The following is a 15,551-nucleotide window of genomic DNA, read 5'->3' as shown; positions in this document are numbered from 1 at the left end:
GCAAAAAGCAGTCATTTTTGAACCTAATCGACCACTGCAGTTGCACGTTGCAGTGGTCTCACACGAGATACCTCGTGAATCTCCAACGATTCGACTCTAGAGTCGTGCGCTCCGCAGCCTCAGCGCATTGGCGATCACCGAAACGGAACTCAAGCTCATGGCTAGAGCCGCGATCATGGGACTCAGGAGAAGTCCGGTGAAGGGGTACAGCACTCCAGCGGCGATTGGCACCCCTGCCACGTTGTAGATAAACGCAAAGAAGAGGTTCTGGCGGATGTTGCTCATTGTCGCACGGCTGAGTCTTCTCGCCCGAACCAGTCCCGTCAGATCGCCTTTGAGGAGGGTGATTCCAGCGCTTTCCATTGCCACGTCGGTGCCAGTTCCCATTGCGATTCCAACCTGAGCTTGAGCAAGAGCAGGGGCGTCGTTGATCCCGTCACCTGCCATCGCAACGAACCGCCCCTCCGATTGGAGTCGCTTGATGATCTCAATCTTGCCTTCGGGCAAAACGTCTGCATGGACTTCGTCGATGCCGAGTTTTGTGGCTACGGCCTGCGCCGTGGTCTTGCTGTCGCCCGTGACCATGACGACGCGAATCTTCTCGTCGTGCAAGGCTATTAAGGCTTCAGATGCTGTTGTCTTGATAGGGTCTGCGACGCCGATCAGACCGATGATCGTCGTCCCAGCAGCAACGAACATGACGGTCTGGCCCTCGGATCGCATGGCCTCCGCTTTTGCGGCCACATCTCCAACTTTTGCCTCGACAGCCTCCATCAGTGCGAGATTCCCAAAGGCGACATCGTGTAAGCCCGATTTGCCTCGCACACCTTTGCCCGTGACGGACGTGAAGTCTGTCACGGCGCTTGGCTCGATGTTGCGCTCCTTGAGCCCAGCAAGGATCGCGGCTGCCAGAGGATGTTCGCTGCCTTGCTCTAGTCCGCCCGCGATCTGGAGAAGTTGTTCCTCGGACGTATCGCCGAAAGCTTGGACAGCGATGAGTTTGGGTTTGCCCTCCGTGAGTGTGCCCGTCTTGTCGACCACTAGCGTATCCACTTTCTCGAACGCTTCCAAAGACTCCGCATTCTTTATGAGAACACCTGCCTGTGCACCGCGTCCGGTTCCGACCATGATCGACATCGGAGTCGCTAAACCCAGTGCGCAAGGGCAGGCGATAATCAGCACCGCTACCGCATTGATGACCGCATACGCCATTGCAGGCGCGGGTCCGAACATCGCCCAGACGACAAAGGAAATGATCGCGACCAGCACCACTATCGGCACGAAAATGCCTGACACTGTGTCGGCCAGTTTTTGGATCGGAGCCCGCGATCGTTGCGCCTCGCTCACCATCTTCACAATCTGGGCAAGCAGGGTTTCGCTTCCAACCCGCTCGGCCCGCAGAACAAAGCTCCCGGTTCCGTTCACTGTAGCACCCGTCACTCTATCGCCTTCCGTCTTCTGCACCGGCATCGGTTCGCCCGTGATCATGGATTCGTCCACCGAACTGCGCCCCTCGATTACGACCCCATCTACTGGAATTTTCTCCCCTGGGCGCACTCGCAACGCGTCACCGATATGGACATGTTCTAGAGGGATGTCCTCTTCCTTTCCATCTCGCACCACCCGTGCCTGCTTGGGTGCAAGATCGAGTAGAGCCCGAATGGCGCTGCTCGTCGCGCTCCTGGCGCGAAGTTCTAAAACCTGCCCCAGCAAGACGAGGGTCGTGATGACCGCTGCCGCCTCAAAATACAGGTCCACGCCGCCCATCTGGTTGCGGAACGAAGGCGGAAACACTTGGGGAGCGATTACCCCGACCACGCTGTACAGCCAAGCCACTCCCGTTCCCAACGCTATAAGCGTAAACATGTTCGGGCTGCGATGGACAACCGAAGCCCAACCGCGCTGGAAGAACGGCCACCCTCCCCAAAGCACGACCGGCGTGGCAACCGCAAACTGCGTCCAGCCAAGCACCCCATGCGGTATCCACTGCGCGATGTCGAATCCGAACAGATGGGGCATCACTGCCAATAGAAGCGGAATCGAGAGGACGGTCGAAATCCAGAACCGTCGCGACATGTCTGAAAGCTCAGGATTCTCGTCGTCGAGGCTTACCTCCATCGGTTCGAGCGCCATCCCGCAGATGGGGCAACTGCCCGGTTTGTCCTGCACGATTTGCGGATGCATCGGACAGGTCCACTGCGTCTTCCTGACCTTCGCGACGGGATGAAGCGGCTCCAGCGCCATACCGCACTTCGGGCAACTGCCCGGACCCTTCTGCACGATCTCGGGATGCATGGGGCAGGTGTAGTCGGCCTGCATATCCGGCGGCTGCGCTGCCTCGATGGGCTGCGGAGCCAGATACTTCTCGGGGCTCGACTTGAATCGCTCCAGGCAACTCTTGCCGCAGAAATAGTACGTCGTCCCCGCGTGCTCAAACGACCCAGCCGCATCATCGGGGTTTACCCACATGCCGCAAACTGGATCGATATGCTGTTTGTTCACGCTTTCCATTAGAAGCCGACCGAGTAGCCGATGGCAAGCCTGAGCGAGCTTCGCTCTGCCCCCTTCGTGGAGAAGATATCGGACGTAATGCCGACGTCGAATACGGATTGTGGAGTGAGCTGACGACGCAAACCGATTCCAAAAGATCCGACGAAGCCCTCATCCTTGCTCCCGCTTTGCTGTACAGCGAACTCTGCAATCATAGTCTGATCGAACTTCCTCGGATAGCCAAGAGGGTTCGTGTAGCCCAGGATCACGCCAAACGCCACGTTGCGTTCTCCCGGTCCAGGATTTGTTGCTACGTTCGCGTCGAAGTTGAGATGCACCTTGTCGTACTGTCGCAGAGCCCGCGTTGCAATAGCCCGAAACTTGGCATCTAACCCGCTTGCTCCTCTACCGGTTGGCAGCCCGAGCTCGATTCGGTATGCAAGCGCCGGAGCATCGTTGATTTCTCGCCGAAAGCCGTTGAAATATGCGATTTCGACGTTGCCCGCATCGAACCTTCGGTCGGTGCCATCGTAGATAGGATCGAACGTGATCCCGATGTCCTGATTTTTCGCGAAGCCAACTTTGTATTCGGCCTTGAACCCGTAGTTTGCCGTCCTGCGACGGAAAGTGTCGAGTGACAAGCCAAACTCGAGTGCGCGTTCTCGGAATGCGATCGAGAAGGCATCGTCGAAGCGCAATGGTCTGCCCGAGTCGATGTTGTTGTGGTCGCTCTGGGCAAACACGCTGCTGACGAGCACAGTACCCAAGGCGATTAGGGAAGCGCACCTTTTCATGATCGACCCCCACTGGAGGTAGGCGGCGGCGTCCTGCCATCAGGTTTGTAGGGGTTTGGTTTGTCGATCTTGCGGTACGTATCCGGCGTTCCGTTGTTGAGTTTGCTCCACTCCTCGAGGTTGAGCGGCTTCGTGTCCTTAAACTCAGCGTTCTCGGCAACATACTTGTCGAATGCGGCTCGCGATGTGAACGCCCGCGACCAACCAGAGCATTCAGGATGTTCGCCCATCTTCTCAAGGAACACCACTTCCTTGATGTTGCTCGTAAGATTTCCCTCGTCATCTGAAATCATGACGAGCAAGCGATTTGGGTCTTCGGTGGCGGCTCGGATGATTGCGCGGCCCGGCGTTTCTCCCGCCATGTCGCGAGCGCACATCAGGCAGCGAACCATCATCGTCCACCCTTCGGCGGAAACCGTCGCTCCCCAAAAGGGTCCTTCGGGCATTGGGATCGAGCAGTGAGAACAAACGCTCATGTCCATCCAGCCCATGCCGGACATCCACATGATGTCGTCTTCGCTTCCTTTCATCCAACCCATTCCAGGCATGCTCGGCGGGTGGCGGTGATCGTGGAGAGTGTTCTCTTTGCCCTCACCTTCTCCCGCAGTTTCGCCCTTGTGTGTCGTGGCGAGAACGCGATAGATGGCAATCTTCACCTGCTCTTGCTTTTGGGCTTCCGTGAAGTTCGGCTGAGCAAGAATGTCGTTCACGTTGTCGTGAAGCATGTGGAGGTTATCGAACGCATTCGCAATTTGGGGAAATCGTTTGGCGAAGCGCGGACTCATCTCCGCCGTCATCGGCATGAAGTCTCGGTCGGTCTTGTAAAGCTCGACGTCGTGGTAGCGCGCGCCCATCACCTCGTATTGAGGCGCTTGATCCCTCACCGGAACCCGGTACAGCATGTCGTAGTTCACGGTCTGTAGCCAGTGGTAGCCCCAGAAGAGGCCGTTCACCTTCGGGTAGTCGGTGCGGAACTTCATCGAATACGGAAAGCTGTCAAGGTAATCCATATTCATGGGCAACCCCGTGATCGCATAGGGCTGGGCGCTGTAGAACGCCCACAGCCGCTCGATCTCTGCTTCTTTCTGTTCATCGGTCATTCCTGGGTAGGTGAACGTGTCGATCGTCTGGAAGTGGAGAATGTGTGCCCAGTCGAAGACCTTCTCCAAATAGCCGTAGCGGCGCATGAATGTTGGTGAGATCGCGCCTTCGTCCACGGGAATTCGCGGCGGGTTGTTTAGCACCCAGTTGATCGTGTCGAAGGTCTTGGTTTCGAGCGTTGGAGCTTCGCCCCGCACCAGGGCTTCGTAGGCCATAGCGTGACCCACTCCGGTCGCATACATGTCCTTCGCGAACTTCGGGATACGGTTGATTGACCAGTTGTAGGGGGCTGCTTTGTAAAAGAGGTGGTCTGCTCCGGGAGAACCTATCCATCCGGGCATGTCCTCGGGCATTGTCGGGAGCTCGGTCTGCTTCTTCATCCCCGCCATATCGTGGCCCGGCATTTCCTGCGCGAGCGAGACGGCGAATAGAAGCGCTAAGCCAAGTATTGTCTTCGCTTTCATGGTTTTCGTTCCTATAGTTTTGTTACGTTTAGAGTAGGGTCCCGAGCAATCAATGCTCGGGACGTTACGGAGAGCTAGTTCGCAGGTTTTGCGACAGCTGCAATGAACTCGGCGAGCGTAAGCGCCTTTGCGCCTTCGACTTTATGCTTCGCAACATAGGCATCAAAGGCAGCCTTAGAGCTAAACGCTCGTGACAACGCGGCGCAATCGGCGTGCTTCTTGAAGGTGTTGAGGAAGACCGTGCCTTCGGGTGCGGTCCACTTTCCTCCCGTGCGCTTGAGGACGACCGGCTCGCCGACCTTCTCGCTGGGAGCGTAAACGATGAGGTCGCTTTGGTATCGGCCCTGATCCTTGATGACGCAATACATGCACCGATATTCGATGCGCTTGTTGCCCGTTTTCAAGACGACTTCGTTGTCCTGTTCTTTGGTGTTTTGGACCAGCTTCATCTTGCAGTAAGGGCAATCGCCTTCGTGCGCCGAAGCGATCGTAGAGAGGCCGAGTGCGCCGATAACGGCGAACAGGGCGAGGGATTTCGAGATTCTGTTGATGATGTTCATAGTTCTGTTTCCTTGAGTATTCACTTGACGACAACCTTGCCGTCGTACATCTCCATGCCGCAGGTGAAAGGGATCTCTCCGGCTTGGTCCGGGGTGAAGGCGAACGTCACGGACTTGCCGGATTCGACCTCCTTGGATTGGTTGAGGGACTTGAAGACGACCGTGCCTCCGCAGCCGAGTTCCTGGCCGCCTTTGAAGGTCAACTCCACGGGCTTGCCACGGTCGACGGTGATGACGTTCGGCGTGTATTTGCCTCCATCGATGGTGACGGTGGCTTTTTGAATTTCTTCAGTTGTGTTTGTCATTGGTTTTGGGTTCTCCGTCTGGGATGTTTCGGCCTTGGTTGAGCAACCATTGGCGGCGATTCCGAGGATGGTGGCGATTACGACGAAAACGCATAGTCTCATGCTCATTCCTTCACCTTGATTGGAATGCAAAGAGTCCGAAGCGTGATCAGGATCGATATTTGTGTTTTCATGTTTGCGATTCCTAGTGGTCGTGATCGCCAGCGGGCAGGTTTGCTTTTCGACTGGCCTCTTTGGGGAGTGCGCCTTCGGGGAAGTGCGCGGCGATGCCGTTAAGCGTTTCAGTCATTTCTTTGGCAAGCGATTCGACCTTAGGGCCATTGCCCGCGTCGCCCGCCGCGTCAAGCTGCTCGGCGAGCGATCCGACTTGCTTGACCTGCTCCTTCACCTTAACGAGGTGATCTCCCAGAGGCTTGGAGGCATCGGGCAGAAGTAACACCTCGTCGCGAATGGCGAACGCAGCTTCATGGACCGACTTCCAGTTCTTCTCCTCGACAATGTGGTCGAAGTTGGCTTTGCAGGCAAGGACTCTGCCCCAGACTTCTGCGGCCTCCTTATATTCGGGCATAGTCGTAGCGACGGTAGTTTTGGAAGTGTCCTGGCTAGCTGCCGCGTCTGTTTTGGATGAGCACCCGATTAGGGCGAAGCCAACAATGGTCGCGAAGGCCAGGGTTTCGAGCAGTTTGATGGTCATAGTTGTTTCCTTGGTTATGGTCCGTAGACGAGCAGTGCTCCAAAGTGACCGGCCGCCCCGACGGCAATTGCGGCCAAGCCCAGAAGCGTGAAGTAGGACAGGGATTCGTGCGCCCCCTTGCGTCTCCAAATCACGGTTGCAGCCATGAGAAGAGTCGCAGTGACGGCGAGAATGGAGTGAATGAGCGCGGTTCCTTGCCACTGGAACCCGCTACGGAGAAACACCATCAGGCCGGTGGGTATGGCAATGGCGGTACTAAGCGCGCCGAAGAGAAGCGCCCACCAACCCGCCTTTCGCATCGTTGGATCTTTGCGCCGCCACCCAAAGACCTCCAGCCCTGCCCCAAAGAGGAAGAGGGCAATTGGGAAGTGGATGATCAGCGGATGGAAGGAGTGTTTGGGGACGTATCGGTCGAGCAGGCTCTGCTCCTTGCCTGATGGATTGTCCATGTTCGCGCCCATCATCCCCTCGTGATTGGTGGCCTTCGGAGGCATTCCGGCGGGGTGGCTCTTGGGATCGCCCGGAAGGAAGTCTTGCTTGATTTCCTCTCCGTTGGGCCATCCATCTCCATCCGAATCCTTGGCATCCAACGACCGGATCAATTCAAGCGTGACGAGATCCTTTCCACCAGCTTTGAGGGCTGACTTAACATCCTTTCCAAAGGCGTTGTGCTCGGGCGGTTTGGTATGGCATGACATGCACTCAGCCTTGTAAAGCCTGAAGGATTCTTTCAACCGCAAAGCCGTGTGGAAGGCTTCCATTTGTTCGGGAGTAGCGATCGCGGCTGCGGCAAACAACCCAGCAACCAGGACAGAAATCGCTCTCACGGGTGCACCTTCTTGGTCTTGCAGGCTTTGCCAGAACCGCATCCGCAATCGGGCTTGCCGCCAGGCTGGCCTACGCCCAGACGGCGCAAGATCAACCACGCGTAGAGGCCAACGGCTGCCGCGACGAGCAACACGGTTCCGGCGACGGCCACTTACTTCACCTCGATGGCGAAGCCGAGCGTTCGAACCGCGCCGCGCCAATCGAACTGGGCATAGACCTTGTAGAGTCCAGGCTTGGGGAACCGGCCCGTAAAGTGGATCATGCCCTGGTTCACCTGCGCTTCATTTTCTTCGTCCTCGGCCGGGTGGCTATGGACGACCGTCTGACCGTCTTGATGGAAGATCATCATGTGACCTGCCGCTCCAAGCCACTTGACGGTATCTCCGGCTGCTTGGCCGGTCTTCTCGTCGGTGAGCTTGACCATCAAGGTGGTCTTGCGACCGACCTGTATATTGCGAGTCACAAGCTCGCCCTTAAGACCTCCGTCCACGGCCGTGGTCGTGAGGTTCAATTTGGTATCCCACGTCGGCTTGTCGCCGTGGACGCTGACCTTCGCGATAAGCACTCGCGATCCCTTGCCGCTCGGAGCCACATCGCCATACACCCAGTAATCCCCTCCGGCGGGAAACGTAATCGGAATCGACCACGTGCCGTCCTTTGCCATCTCTGGGTGCTCGTGAAGGAACCAGTTAAGGTCCTTGCTGGCAAGCAGCAGGTGGAACTGCTTCTCATGAGCGACGTCGAAGGCGCTCTGAACCTTTCCGGTCTTCGTGTCGACGACCTGCAACTTCAGGTTGCTCGGTTGGCCGGCCATTGCATGAACGGGCCCATCGACAACTTTGAGTTGGTATGGCTGCGGCTTTGACAAGCTGGCCGGGCGCTCGTCTTTCACGTCCACTAAGAACGCGATATCGTGCTTTCCCTGGCCCGGAATGTTGAGCGTCAGGGCGATCTTGTAGTCGCCACCATGCGGAAAGAAAAGGACGACCCCGTAGTCGCCGGGCACGCCTTCGCGGTGCACTTCGGGCTTGGCTTCTGGCATCCCCGCCATGCTCGGCATGGTCATGACGGCGGTCGCTTCGATCGCCCCCACTCCCTTGAACCCTTCTTCCACTGGGTCCTTGGCGGTTGTATCGACCACGCGGAACTCCACATCGACTTCCTCTTGGGCGAATAGCCCTTCCTCGGGAACACGAAGCACAGCCTCGTATTTGCCGAACTTCACCTTGGTCACAACCTTGACGTCGGAGGTCGCAGGATGATGCGAAGCGTCTTGCTTGATCGCTTTGGCGACTTGAACGTTCTTTTCGATTCCCGCGAAGAGATACTTCTTCGGATCCTTCTCGAAAGGCCCGCCGCATCCGGCGCAACACATGTACCAACGCACGCCGTTGTGGTCAACGTAGTCGCTTGACTTGGAATAGGAAGGTACGGCCTCCTTACCAACCGGGCAATACAGCGCTTCCTTGGCCGGTACGGTTGCGAACTTCTTGGGGTTTGCCAAGAATGCCGTTTTGTTCTCTTCCGATTGGAAGGGATAGCGGACCGAATCAAAGTCTGCCGTTGCCTTGGCTTTGTCCATATCGAGTCGCAGACGGCTGACTGGGTCAAAGAGAAAGACTCCAACCGTGTTCTTGGCGGAACGCTGAGTCTTCAGAAACGCTTCCGGGGACTTGGCGAAGTTCGCGTCACAGCCTGCGCAGCAGAACTGATAGCGTGAGCCGTTGTATTCGACAACGGGCGAGTTGGCCGCGACGGCACTGCCCATGACCGGGCATTTGAGTGCCGAGCCTTGACCGAGTGCCACCGCCGCGAGGGCGATGATCGTGTTTAACATTGAATTTCCTGTGCTGTGAATTGGGGACTTGCGTCAACGACGAACCCTGCATACCGATCGGGCAGGCAGGCTGTTAAGCAAGGAGCACAGGAGGAGCGCGGCCAAGGGAGACGTAGTTGGGCCTGGAAGCTGGCGGACCTGAATCCGTGCCGAAGATTCCTGGTGATTCTGGCTCGGATGCAACCACTACGACTTTCTTTTCAGCAGGAATATCCGCAACCATCTGATGAATCTGAAGGCCAGAAGCTGCTGGAGCTGCCTCGTCAGGTCGTGGCGTGGTCGGGGCCGAACTCAAGCTGCACTTGCAGTCGTCGGACTGCTTGTCTTGAATCGAAGCCGCCGGTTTTGACTTGTGTCCCATCTCCGCCTCGCACACCTTGAGGCAGACCGGATCGGCCATTATATGCGTCTGCTTCCCGACGCAACAGGTCATGCTGCAACTTGAAGCGAACAGCGAAGCTATCGCGCTCGTGGGAACTAAGCCCATCAGCAGCGCGAGCATTGAGACCATATTTATCCAGGTCCTATGCGTTCGCATCACGCTAATTATAACGTCCGTAGATGCCTTCCCGTTCCGGGCTGGAATCCCTCGCCCGAGATAGAACTGGAAACTGGCCGAGTTTGTTTTAGGAACCAATCGTAGGAACCAACTTAGATTCGATTGAACTTGGTGGAGATGATGGGATTCGAACCCACGACCTCTGCAGTGCGATTGCAGCGCTCTCCCAGCTGAGCTACATCCCCAAAGAGCGTTTATGGTACCCAAGCGGGGGTTATGCGCTGGGTTGCTCGACAAAGTCGAGCTCTCGGGCATAGGTCTCCGGGAGCCGGGCCACCGCCCAGACCGCGAGCCCGAGCACGAGCAGCCCCGTGGCCGCCGTCGCCCCCAGCAGGCCGAGCGAGCCGACGAGCGCGTTGCGCCCCAGAGTCAGCGGGATGACCAAGCCCCGGACGAAGCTGGGCGCGGTGACCGCCACCGTCCCCCGCAGGTTTGTGCCGAACGTCTCGCCGGACGTGGTGACGAAGACGGCCCAATAGCCCGCCCCGAGCCCCGCGACGAACATGAGCCAGAAGAATGTCTGGCGGTCGCGGGCGACCAGGAAGATCGCGGCGATGGCCAGGGTCATGACGACAAAGGCGGCATAGAACGCCTTCTTACGGCTACGCCAGATCTGGCTGAGGCTGCCGAAGAACACGTCGCCCAGGGTCAGGCCGATGGCGCTGATCATGATCACTTCCGCCGCGGTGTGCGGATCGGCGATGCCGAGGCCCTTCTGGAGCTCGGGGCTGAAGGTCATGAAGAGCCCCGCGAAGAACCACACGGGCGCCCCGCTCAGGATCGTGGCCAGGTAGCGCGAGAACGCCTCGCGGCTCCGGAAGAGCGCCCCGAAGTCCCCGCGCCGCACGGTGGGGTCGGCGGCGACCTTCTCGAACATGCCCGATTCGAACACGCTGAGGCGCAGGAGGAGCAGCCCCAGCCCCATCCCGCCGCCGACGAAGTAGCCGACCCGCCAGTCGAACGCCGAAGCGAACAGAGCCGCCGCGACAGAGCCGGCCACGCCCATCGTCGCGACCATGGTCGTCGCCCATCCCCGCGCGGTCTTGTGGACGAGCTCGCTCACCAAGGCGATGCCCGCACCCAGTTCCCCCGCCAGACCGAAGCCGGCGAAGAAGCGGCAGACCGCATAGAGGGGCACGTCGTGGACGAAGCCATTGGCGATGTTGGCGAGCGAATAGACGAGGATCGAGCCGAAGAGCACCGTGAGCCGGCCCCGCTTGTCGCTCAGGATCCCGAAGCCGACCGCCCCAAGGATGAACCCCGCCATCTGCCAGTTGAGCAGCATTTCGCCGATCGATTTGATCTGGTCGGGGTCGGTGAACCCCAGCCCTTTGAGGCTCGGCACGCGCAGGACGCTGTAAAGCCAAATGTCGTAGACGTCGACGAAGTAGCCGAGGGCAGCGGCGACCAGGGCCAGCGCCGGGCTTCCTTGCCCGCTTCCCGCTCTGCGCATGAACTCTGTACGGTACCCAGATCGTAGCTGGACCGGCTACGGTCAAGCCACGGGTTTTCAGGTGGCGAGGGTGAGTTCCGGGCGGACCGCGGCGGGGGCGTGGACGTGCTCGACGAGCCCGTGCTTGGCGAGCCGTGCGCCGAACTCGGCCAAAGCCCGGTCGTGGGCCGGGCTCCATCCATAGTCGAAGGTCTCGCCGAGGTAACGATGGGCGAGGCGGTCGTCCACCCCGGGGGGCAAGGGCGCAGCGGAGACCACCGCCGCAGGATCCGCCGCACCGGCGCGCGCCGCCGCGACCAGCCGCTCCGCAAGGCCGCTCTCCAAGGCGCCGCCCCCGACCCAGAACGCCCACACAAAGGGCAGGCCGGTGGCGTCCGACCAAGCCCGGCCAAGGTCAAGCGAGTAGCGCCCGTCGCGGGGATAGGTCAGGCCCTTGTCGCCTATGAGGACGCAGGCGTCCGCCGCCGCGAGCATGGCGTCGCCGTCGGGCTCCATCGGCTCGATCCCTGGCTCGCACCCGAACTGCTCCAGGAGGACGAGCCTCGCCAGCAGGTTGCTCGTCATGGAACTTGCGTCGAGGGCCAGGCGCCCGATCCGGTCGAACGGGACGTTGCTGAAGAGGACCACGCTGCGCACCTCGCCGTGGGTCGAGATCGACGCGCCTTCCACAAACTGGCGGTCCGGCTTGACCAGGGCGTCGACCGAAGACACCAAGATCGCCTGCGCCTCGCCCGAATCCAGCAGCGGAGGCAGGGCGGAAGGCACCCGATAGACGACCTCCACCCCTTCCAGCCCCCAAACAAGCGGTCGGGCATTGAGGAACGGCACGGAGCCGACGCGGTAGGCCACGTCCGTTACATACGAGAGAGGGACGGGCAAGGCACCGCCAGCCCTATGCGAGGGCACGGCTGGTGGGCACCCTTCGCCCGCCCGGCCCCTGCCAAGGGCCGGGCTTGGCAGGGCTCCACCCGTGCCGTAGCCGTGCCACAGCCGTGCCACAGCCGTGCCAACGCCCTCGTCACCAGGGCAGTGAGCTATTCGCTGACGGCCCAGCGCACGAGGTCGAACCGGGCCTGCCAGTTCGCCTGCGCGACGGGGCCGTTCTGCTTGAAGGCCACCCTGAGCCTGACCGCGCGGTCGTTCGGCCCGATGAAGCGGGAGACCGAACCCGGCAGCTGAACCGTGGTCACGAGGTCGGTGGTCGAGGCGTTGCGCGAATCGACGTCCACCCACGCGCTGGCGTCGAAGTCGAACGCCTGGATGGTCTGGCGGAGGCCGTTGGTCGAGACCGCTGCCTCCACCGTCACTTCGATCGACTGGGCCACGGTCTGCGGCGCGGTCGCGGCGAACTCGACGTTGATCGGCGACTCGTTCTGGTTGACCACGATCCCTCTGCGGACGGTCAGATAGGTGTCGTCGCTCGCGCCGAGCTCGGCCAGGCCCCCGCCGAGCAGGAAGCCGCGGACCAAGTTGAAGCTTGCCGGCGTCGCCTGGGTGACCGAGGGGGTCACGACGGCCTGCCAGATGCCGCGCCCGTGGGTGGCGGCCATCAGGGTGGTGCTGTTTCGCCAGACAAGTTCGTCGATCGCGACGGTGCCCGGCCCTTGGGTCGAGACCGACCAGGTCTGGCCGTCGTCCCAGCTCGTGAAGACGCCGATGTCGGTGCCGGCGAAGAGGCGTCCAGCCCGCAACGGGTCGACCGCGAAGGCCGAGACCGGCGCGGACGGCAGGCGGCGGGCGCCGGTCCCCACCGCGGGAGTCCAGGTCTGGCCCCCGTCGAGGGTCTTCCACACGTTGTCGGCCTCCCAGCCCATGTAGGCGACATAGACGCGGTTCACGTCGTTGGGGTCGATGACGATGCGGCCGACCCAGCGGCCGGGCAGAGTGCCGTTCGTGTCCATCCGCGTCCAAGTCGGGCTAGTCTGGGTGCCGTTGGTGGTCTTGTAGAGCTGGCCGTTGTTGTGCCCGACCCAGACCACGTCCGAATTGCCCTTGGCGATGGTGCAGGTGGAGATGAGATAAGGCGGGTTCGGGTTCATGTGGGCGTTGGCCCTGTCCCTGAAGACGGGTTCGGGGCCTGCCGCGATCGGCGCCTTGATGGCGGCCCAGTTCGGGGTGCCTTTGACGCTGTTCGAACGCCAGAGGCTGCGGCCGCAGGCCAGCATCCGGTTCGGGTTGTTCGGGTCGAGCGTGAAATAGGCGATGAAGTTCGAGTTCGTCGCCGCGTCACGGTCGGTAATGCCGGAACTGATGTCGCTGAAGCTGGAACCAGCGTTGCTGGAGCGGAAGATGCGGTTGTAGTAGTAGCCGCCGTAGAACGTGTTCGGGTCGGTCGGGTCGCTGGCGCAAAAGATGCCGTCTCCGCCGATCCTGTCGCTCCAACCATTGATGTTGCCGGTGTAGCGTTGGGTGCCGTTGTCCTGGGCGCCGGCGACGATGACGCCGGAGGCGTCGTTGACGGCCACGCCATAGAACTGGGTGATGCCGAGGTTGTTGTTGAGGTCGGTGTAAGCCGTGCCCGCGTAGTTGGTGGCGACGGAGATGCCGCCGTCGTGGCCGAAGTAGAGGCGGCGGTTGTTGACCCCGTCGAAGTTCGGGTCTTGGGTGAGGACGTGGAAGTCCGGGTGCATGTTGTTGAACGCCTGGGTGAGGGTGACGCCCGCGTTCGTGCTGCGGTAGACATAGACGCCCCCGACCACGAGGTTGTTGGCGTTGGTGGGGTCGACCCAGATCACGGAGTTGTAGGCTTCATAGGTGCTGATGCCGTTGCCCGAGGTTTGGCGCGTCCAGGTCCGGCCGGAATTGGTGGAGCGATAGACCAGGATCCGCTCCCCGGTCGTGCTGGCACCGGCATAGACCGTGCCGGGAGAGCTCTTCGACCAGGCGACTTCGCACCGGTGGAAGCCGCTGATGCCGGTGGCCGCCGTCCAGGTGGCGCCGCCGTCGTTCGACCAGAACACCCCCGGGCTGTCGTGCACGCCCGCGACCATTTCGTCCCGGTTGTTCGGGTTCGCCTTGACGTCGTAGACGTGTCCGTCGAGCCTCTTCGACCAGGTCGAGCCCGCATCGGTGGACCGATAGATGCCGCTCGTTGTGGCGGCGACGATGACGCTCGTCTGCGCGGGGTCGACGGCGAGGCGGGTGACGTTGTAAAAGTCCGGGCCGATGGTGGAGGTGAGCTGTTGCCAAGTCTCGCCTGCGTCCACGCTCTTATAGATCCCGGCGCCGCGGAGCGCGGCCGTGTTCGAGGAGCCGTCTTCCGTTTCAAAGAACCCTTCGCCGGTGCCCGCGTAGAGGACGTCCGGGTTCAGCGGGTCGATCGCCATGCACCCGATGCCGAGCGCGGGAAGGAAGTCGTCGATGGCCCGCCAGGTGCCGCCCGAGTTCGTGGTCTTCCAGATGCCGCCTCCGACCGAACCCAGCCACATGACGTTGGTGTTCGTCGGGTGGACGATGATCGCACGGATGCGGCCGCCGATGTTGCCGGGGCCGAAGTAGGCCCAGGTTGCGGGGCTGAGCGCGATGGTGTTCCCTTGCGCCTCCATGAGGGCCTGCTTCTGTTCCAGGGCCCTGGCGAGGGCGTTCTCCGGCACCGTCCCCCCTTCGCTCAGGCGGGCGATGCTCCTCTGGGCGACGGCCAAGACGGCGCTCCGCTCCTTGCTGAGGGTCGGCTGCCGGTCGGTGGCGAGGGTGTGGGCGACCGCGTGGTGCCAGTCACCAAAGGCGAAGGTCGTCGAGAAGACCAAAGCGAGGAGGGGGAGTAAGCGCATAACCAAGCTCGAGCGCAGGCGCTCAGTCCCAGTCTGACGCAAGAATGCCGCCCTATCGCAGTTCAAGGCTGGAAACCCGGCAATTCCGCAAGGCTCCGAGCACGCGGTACATTGCGGCGGTGGCCTGGCCCGAGACGAGCCGTCTGCGACTGCGAGAGTGGCGTCCCCGCGAGAGAGAGGACGTGGAAGCAGCCTTCGCGATCTATTCAGACCCCGAGGTGATGCGATGGCTCGGCGACGGGCGCCGGGTGATCGGCTCGCGCGAGGAACAACGGGAGGTGCTGGAGGCGCGATCGGCTGTGAACGCGGGGCTCCGGGACGGGAGCTGCTACCTGGCCGTCGAACGGCTCTCGGACGGCAGAGTGATCGGCGCGGTCATCTTCCGCGAACTGCCGGACGGGGAGGATAACGGCACGGGCGACTACGAGATCGGTTGGCACTTCGCCCAGGAGTTCTGGGGCCAGGGGTTCGCAACGGAGGCCTCCCAAGCCCTGCTGGAGCACGCCTTCGCGACCCAGCCCGCCCTGGCCGAGGTCTATGCCGTGACGAAACTGGACAACGAGCGCTCCGTCCGCGTGATGGAACGGCTCGGCATGGAGTGCCTCGGCACCACGCAGAAGTACTACGGGGTCGAGACGCTCCTTTACCGGAAGCGCCGCTAGCCGCCCGGCCTCGTGGGGTCCGGGTTCGGATCCG

At 61.0% G+C, this 15,551-nt stretch carries 12 protein-coding genes and 1 tRNA gene; 1 reads left to right on the top strand and 12 read right to left on the bottom strand.

Annotated elements, in window-relative coordinates:
- Positions 1 to 96 precede the first annotated feature (96 nt).
- From KF733_02910 to KF733_02855, 12 genes are all read right to left on the bottom strand, one after another.
- Positions 97 to 2,502, bottom strand: a complete 2,406-nt coding sequence (locus tag KF733_02910) for a heavy metal translocating P-type ATPase (GenBank protein QYK56433.1) — start codon at positions 2,500 to 2,502, stop codon at positions 97 to 99.
- An 8-nt stretch (positions 2,503 to 2,510) separates the two neighbouring features.
- Positions 2,511 to 3,248: a hypothetical protein gene (locus tag KF733_02905; protein QYK56432.1), complete on the bottom strand. Its 738-nt coding sequence runs from the start codon at positions 3,246 to 3,248 to the stop codon at positions 2,511 to 2,513.
- 32 nt (positions 3,249 to 3,280) lie between these two features.
- Positions 3,281 to 4,849, bottom strand: a complete 1,569-nt coding sequence (locus tag KF733_02900; protein QYK56431.1) for a hypothetical protein — start codon at positions 4,847 to 4,849, stop codon at positions 3,281 to 3,283.
- A gap of 74 nt (positions 4,850 to 4,923) precedes the next feature.
- Entirely contained in the window at positions 4,924 to 5,409 is a 486-nt protein-coding gene (locus tag KF733_02895; protein ID QYK56430.1) for a hypothetical protein, read from the bottom strand.
- 20 nt (positions 5,410 to 5,429) lie between these two features.
- Entirely contained in the window at positions 5,430 to 5,714 is a 285-nt protein-coding gene (locus KF733_02890) for a cupredoxin domain-containing protein (protein ID QYK56429.1), read from the bottom strand.
- 184 nt (positions 5,715 to 5,898) lie between these two features.
- Complete coding sequence (locus tag KF733_02885) at positions 5,899 to 6,408, bottom strand: hypothetical protein (GenBank protein ID QYK56428.1); 510 nt, start codon at positions 6,406 to 6,408, stop codon at positions 5,899 to 5,901.
- 14 nt (positions 6,409 to 6,422) lie between these two features.
- Positions 6,423 to 7,235, bottom strand: coding sequence for a DUF2231 domain-containing protein (locus tag KF733_02880; GenBank protein QYK56427.1), 813 nt, complete (start codon positions 7,233 to 7,235; stop codon positions 6,423 to 6,425).
- A 152-nt stretch (positions 7,236 to 7,387) separates the two neighbouring features.
- Positions 7,388 to 9,073 carry a hypothetical protein gene (locus tag KF733_02875; GenBank protein ID QYK56426.1) on the bottom strand — a complete coding sequence of 562 codons (1,686 nt, stop codon included), beginning with the start codon at positions 9,071 to 9,073 and terminating at the stop codon, positions 7,388 to 7,390.
- Between the two features lie 668 nt (positions 9,074 to 9,741).
- Positions 9,742 to 9,817 (bottom strand) — tRNA-Ala (locus tag KF733_02870).
- 29 nt (positions 9,818 to 9,846) lie between these two features.
- Positions 9,847 to 11,085: an MFS transporter gene (locus KF733_02865; GenBank protein QYK56425.1), complete on the bottom strand. Its 1,239-nt coding sequence runs from the start codon at positions 11,083 to 11,085 to the stop codon at positions 9,847 to 9,849.
- 57 nt (positions 11,086 to 11,142) lie between these two features.
- Positions 11,143 to 11,934 carry a menaquinone biosynthesis protein gene (locus tag KF733_02860; GenBank protein ID QYK56424.1) on the bottom strand — a complete coding sequence of 264 codons (792 nt, stop codon included), beginning with the start codon at positions 11,932 to 11,934 and terminating at the stop codon, positions 11,143 to 11,145.
- Between the two features lie 185 nt (positions 11,935 to 12,119).
- On the bottom strand, positions 12,120 to 14,855 hold the full coding sequence (locus KF733_02855) for a hypothetical protein (protein QYK56423.1): 2,736 nt from the start codon (positions 14,853 to 14,855) through the stop codon (positions 12,120 to 12,122).
- A 44-nt stretch (positions 14,856 to 14,899) separates the two neighbouring features.
- On the opposite strand from KF733_02855, the gene KF733_02850 reads away from it, so the two are divergent.
- Positions 14,900 to 15,517 (top strand): GNAT family N-acetyltransferase, encoded by a 618-nt coding sequence (locus tag KF733_02850; GenBank protein QYK56422.1) that lies wholly within the window; start codon positions 14,900 to 14,902, stop codon positions 15,515 to 15,517.
- Positions 15,518 to 15,551 lie beyond the last annotated feature (34 nt).

This window comes from Fimbriimonadaceae bacterium (genome assembly GCA_019454125.1).
In the GTDB taxonomy this organism is placed as follows: domain Bacteria; phylum Armatimonadota; class Fimbriimonadia; order Fimbriimonadales; family Fimbriimonadaceae; genus JALHNM01.
The sequence above is the reverse complement of the archived record's forward strand: the minus strand, read 5'-3'. Positions and strand labels throughout refer to the sequence as shown.

Coding starts and splice junctions, on each gene's coding strand:
- KF733_02850 (QYK56422.1), top strand. CDS start 14,900: ATGCCGCCCTATCGCAGTTCAAGGCTGGAAACCCGGCAATTCCGCAAG.
- KF733_02875 (QYK56426.1), bottom strand. CDS start 9,073: ATGTTAAACACGATCATCGCCCTCGCGGCGGTGGCACTCGGTCAAGGC.
- KF733_02855 (QYK56423.1), bottom strand. CDS start 14,855: ATGCGCTTACTCCCCCTCCTCGCTTTGGTCTTCTCGACGACCTTCGCC.
- KF733_02900 (QYK56431.1), bottom strand. CDS start 4,849: ATGAAAGCGAAGACAATACTTGGCTTAGCGCTTCTATTCGCCGTCTCG.
- KF733_02865 (QYK56425.1), bottom strand. CDS start 11,085: ATGCGCAGAGCGGGAAGCGGGCAAGGAAGCCCGGCGCTGGCCCTGGTC.
- KF733_02885 (QYK56428.1), bottom strand. CDS start 6,408: ATGACCATCAAACTGCTCGAAACCCTGGCCTTCGCGACCATTGTTGGC.
- KF733_02890 (QYK56429.1), bottom strand. CDS start 5,714: ATGACAAACACAACTGAAGAAATTCAAAAAGCCACCGTCACCATCGAT.
- KF733_02895 (QYK56430.1), bottom strand. CDS start 5,409: ATGAACATCATCAACAGAATCTCGAAATCCCTCGCCCTGTTCGCCGTT.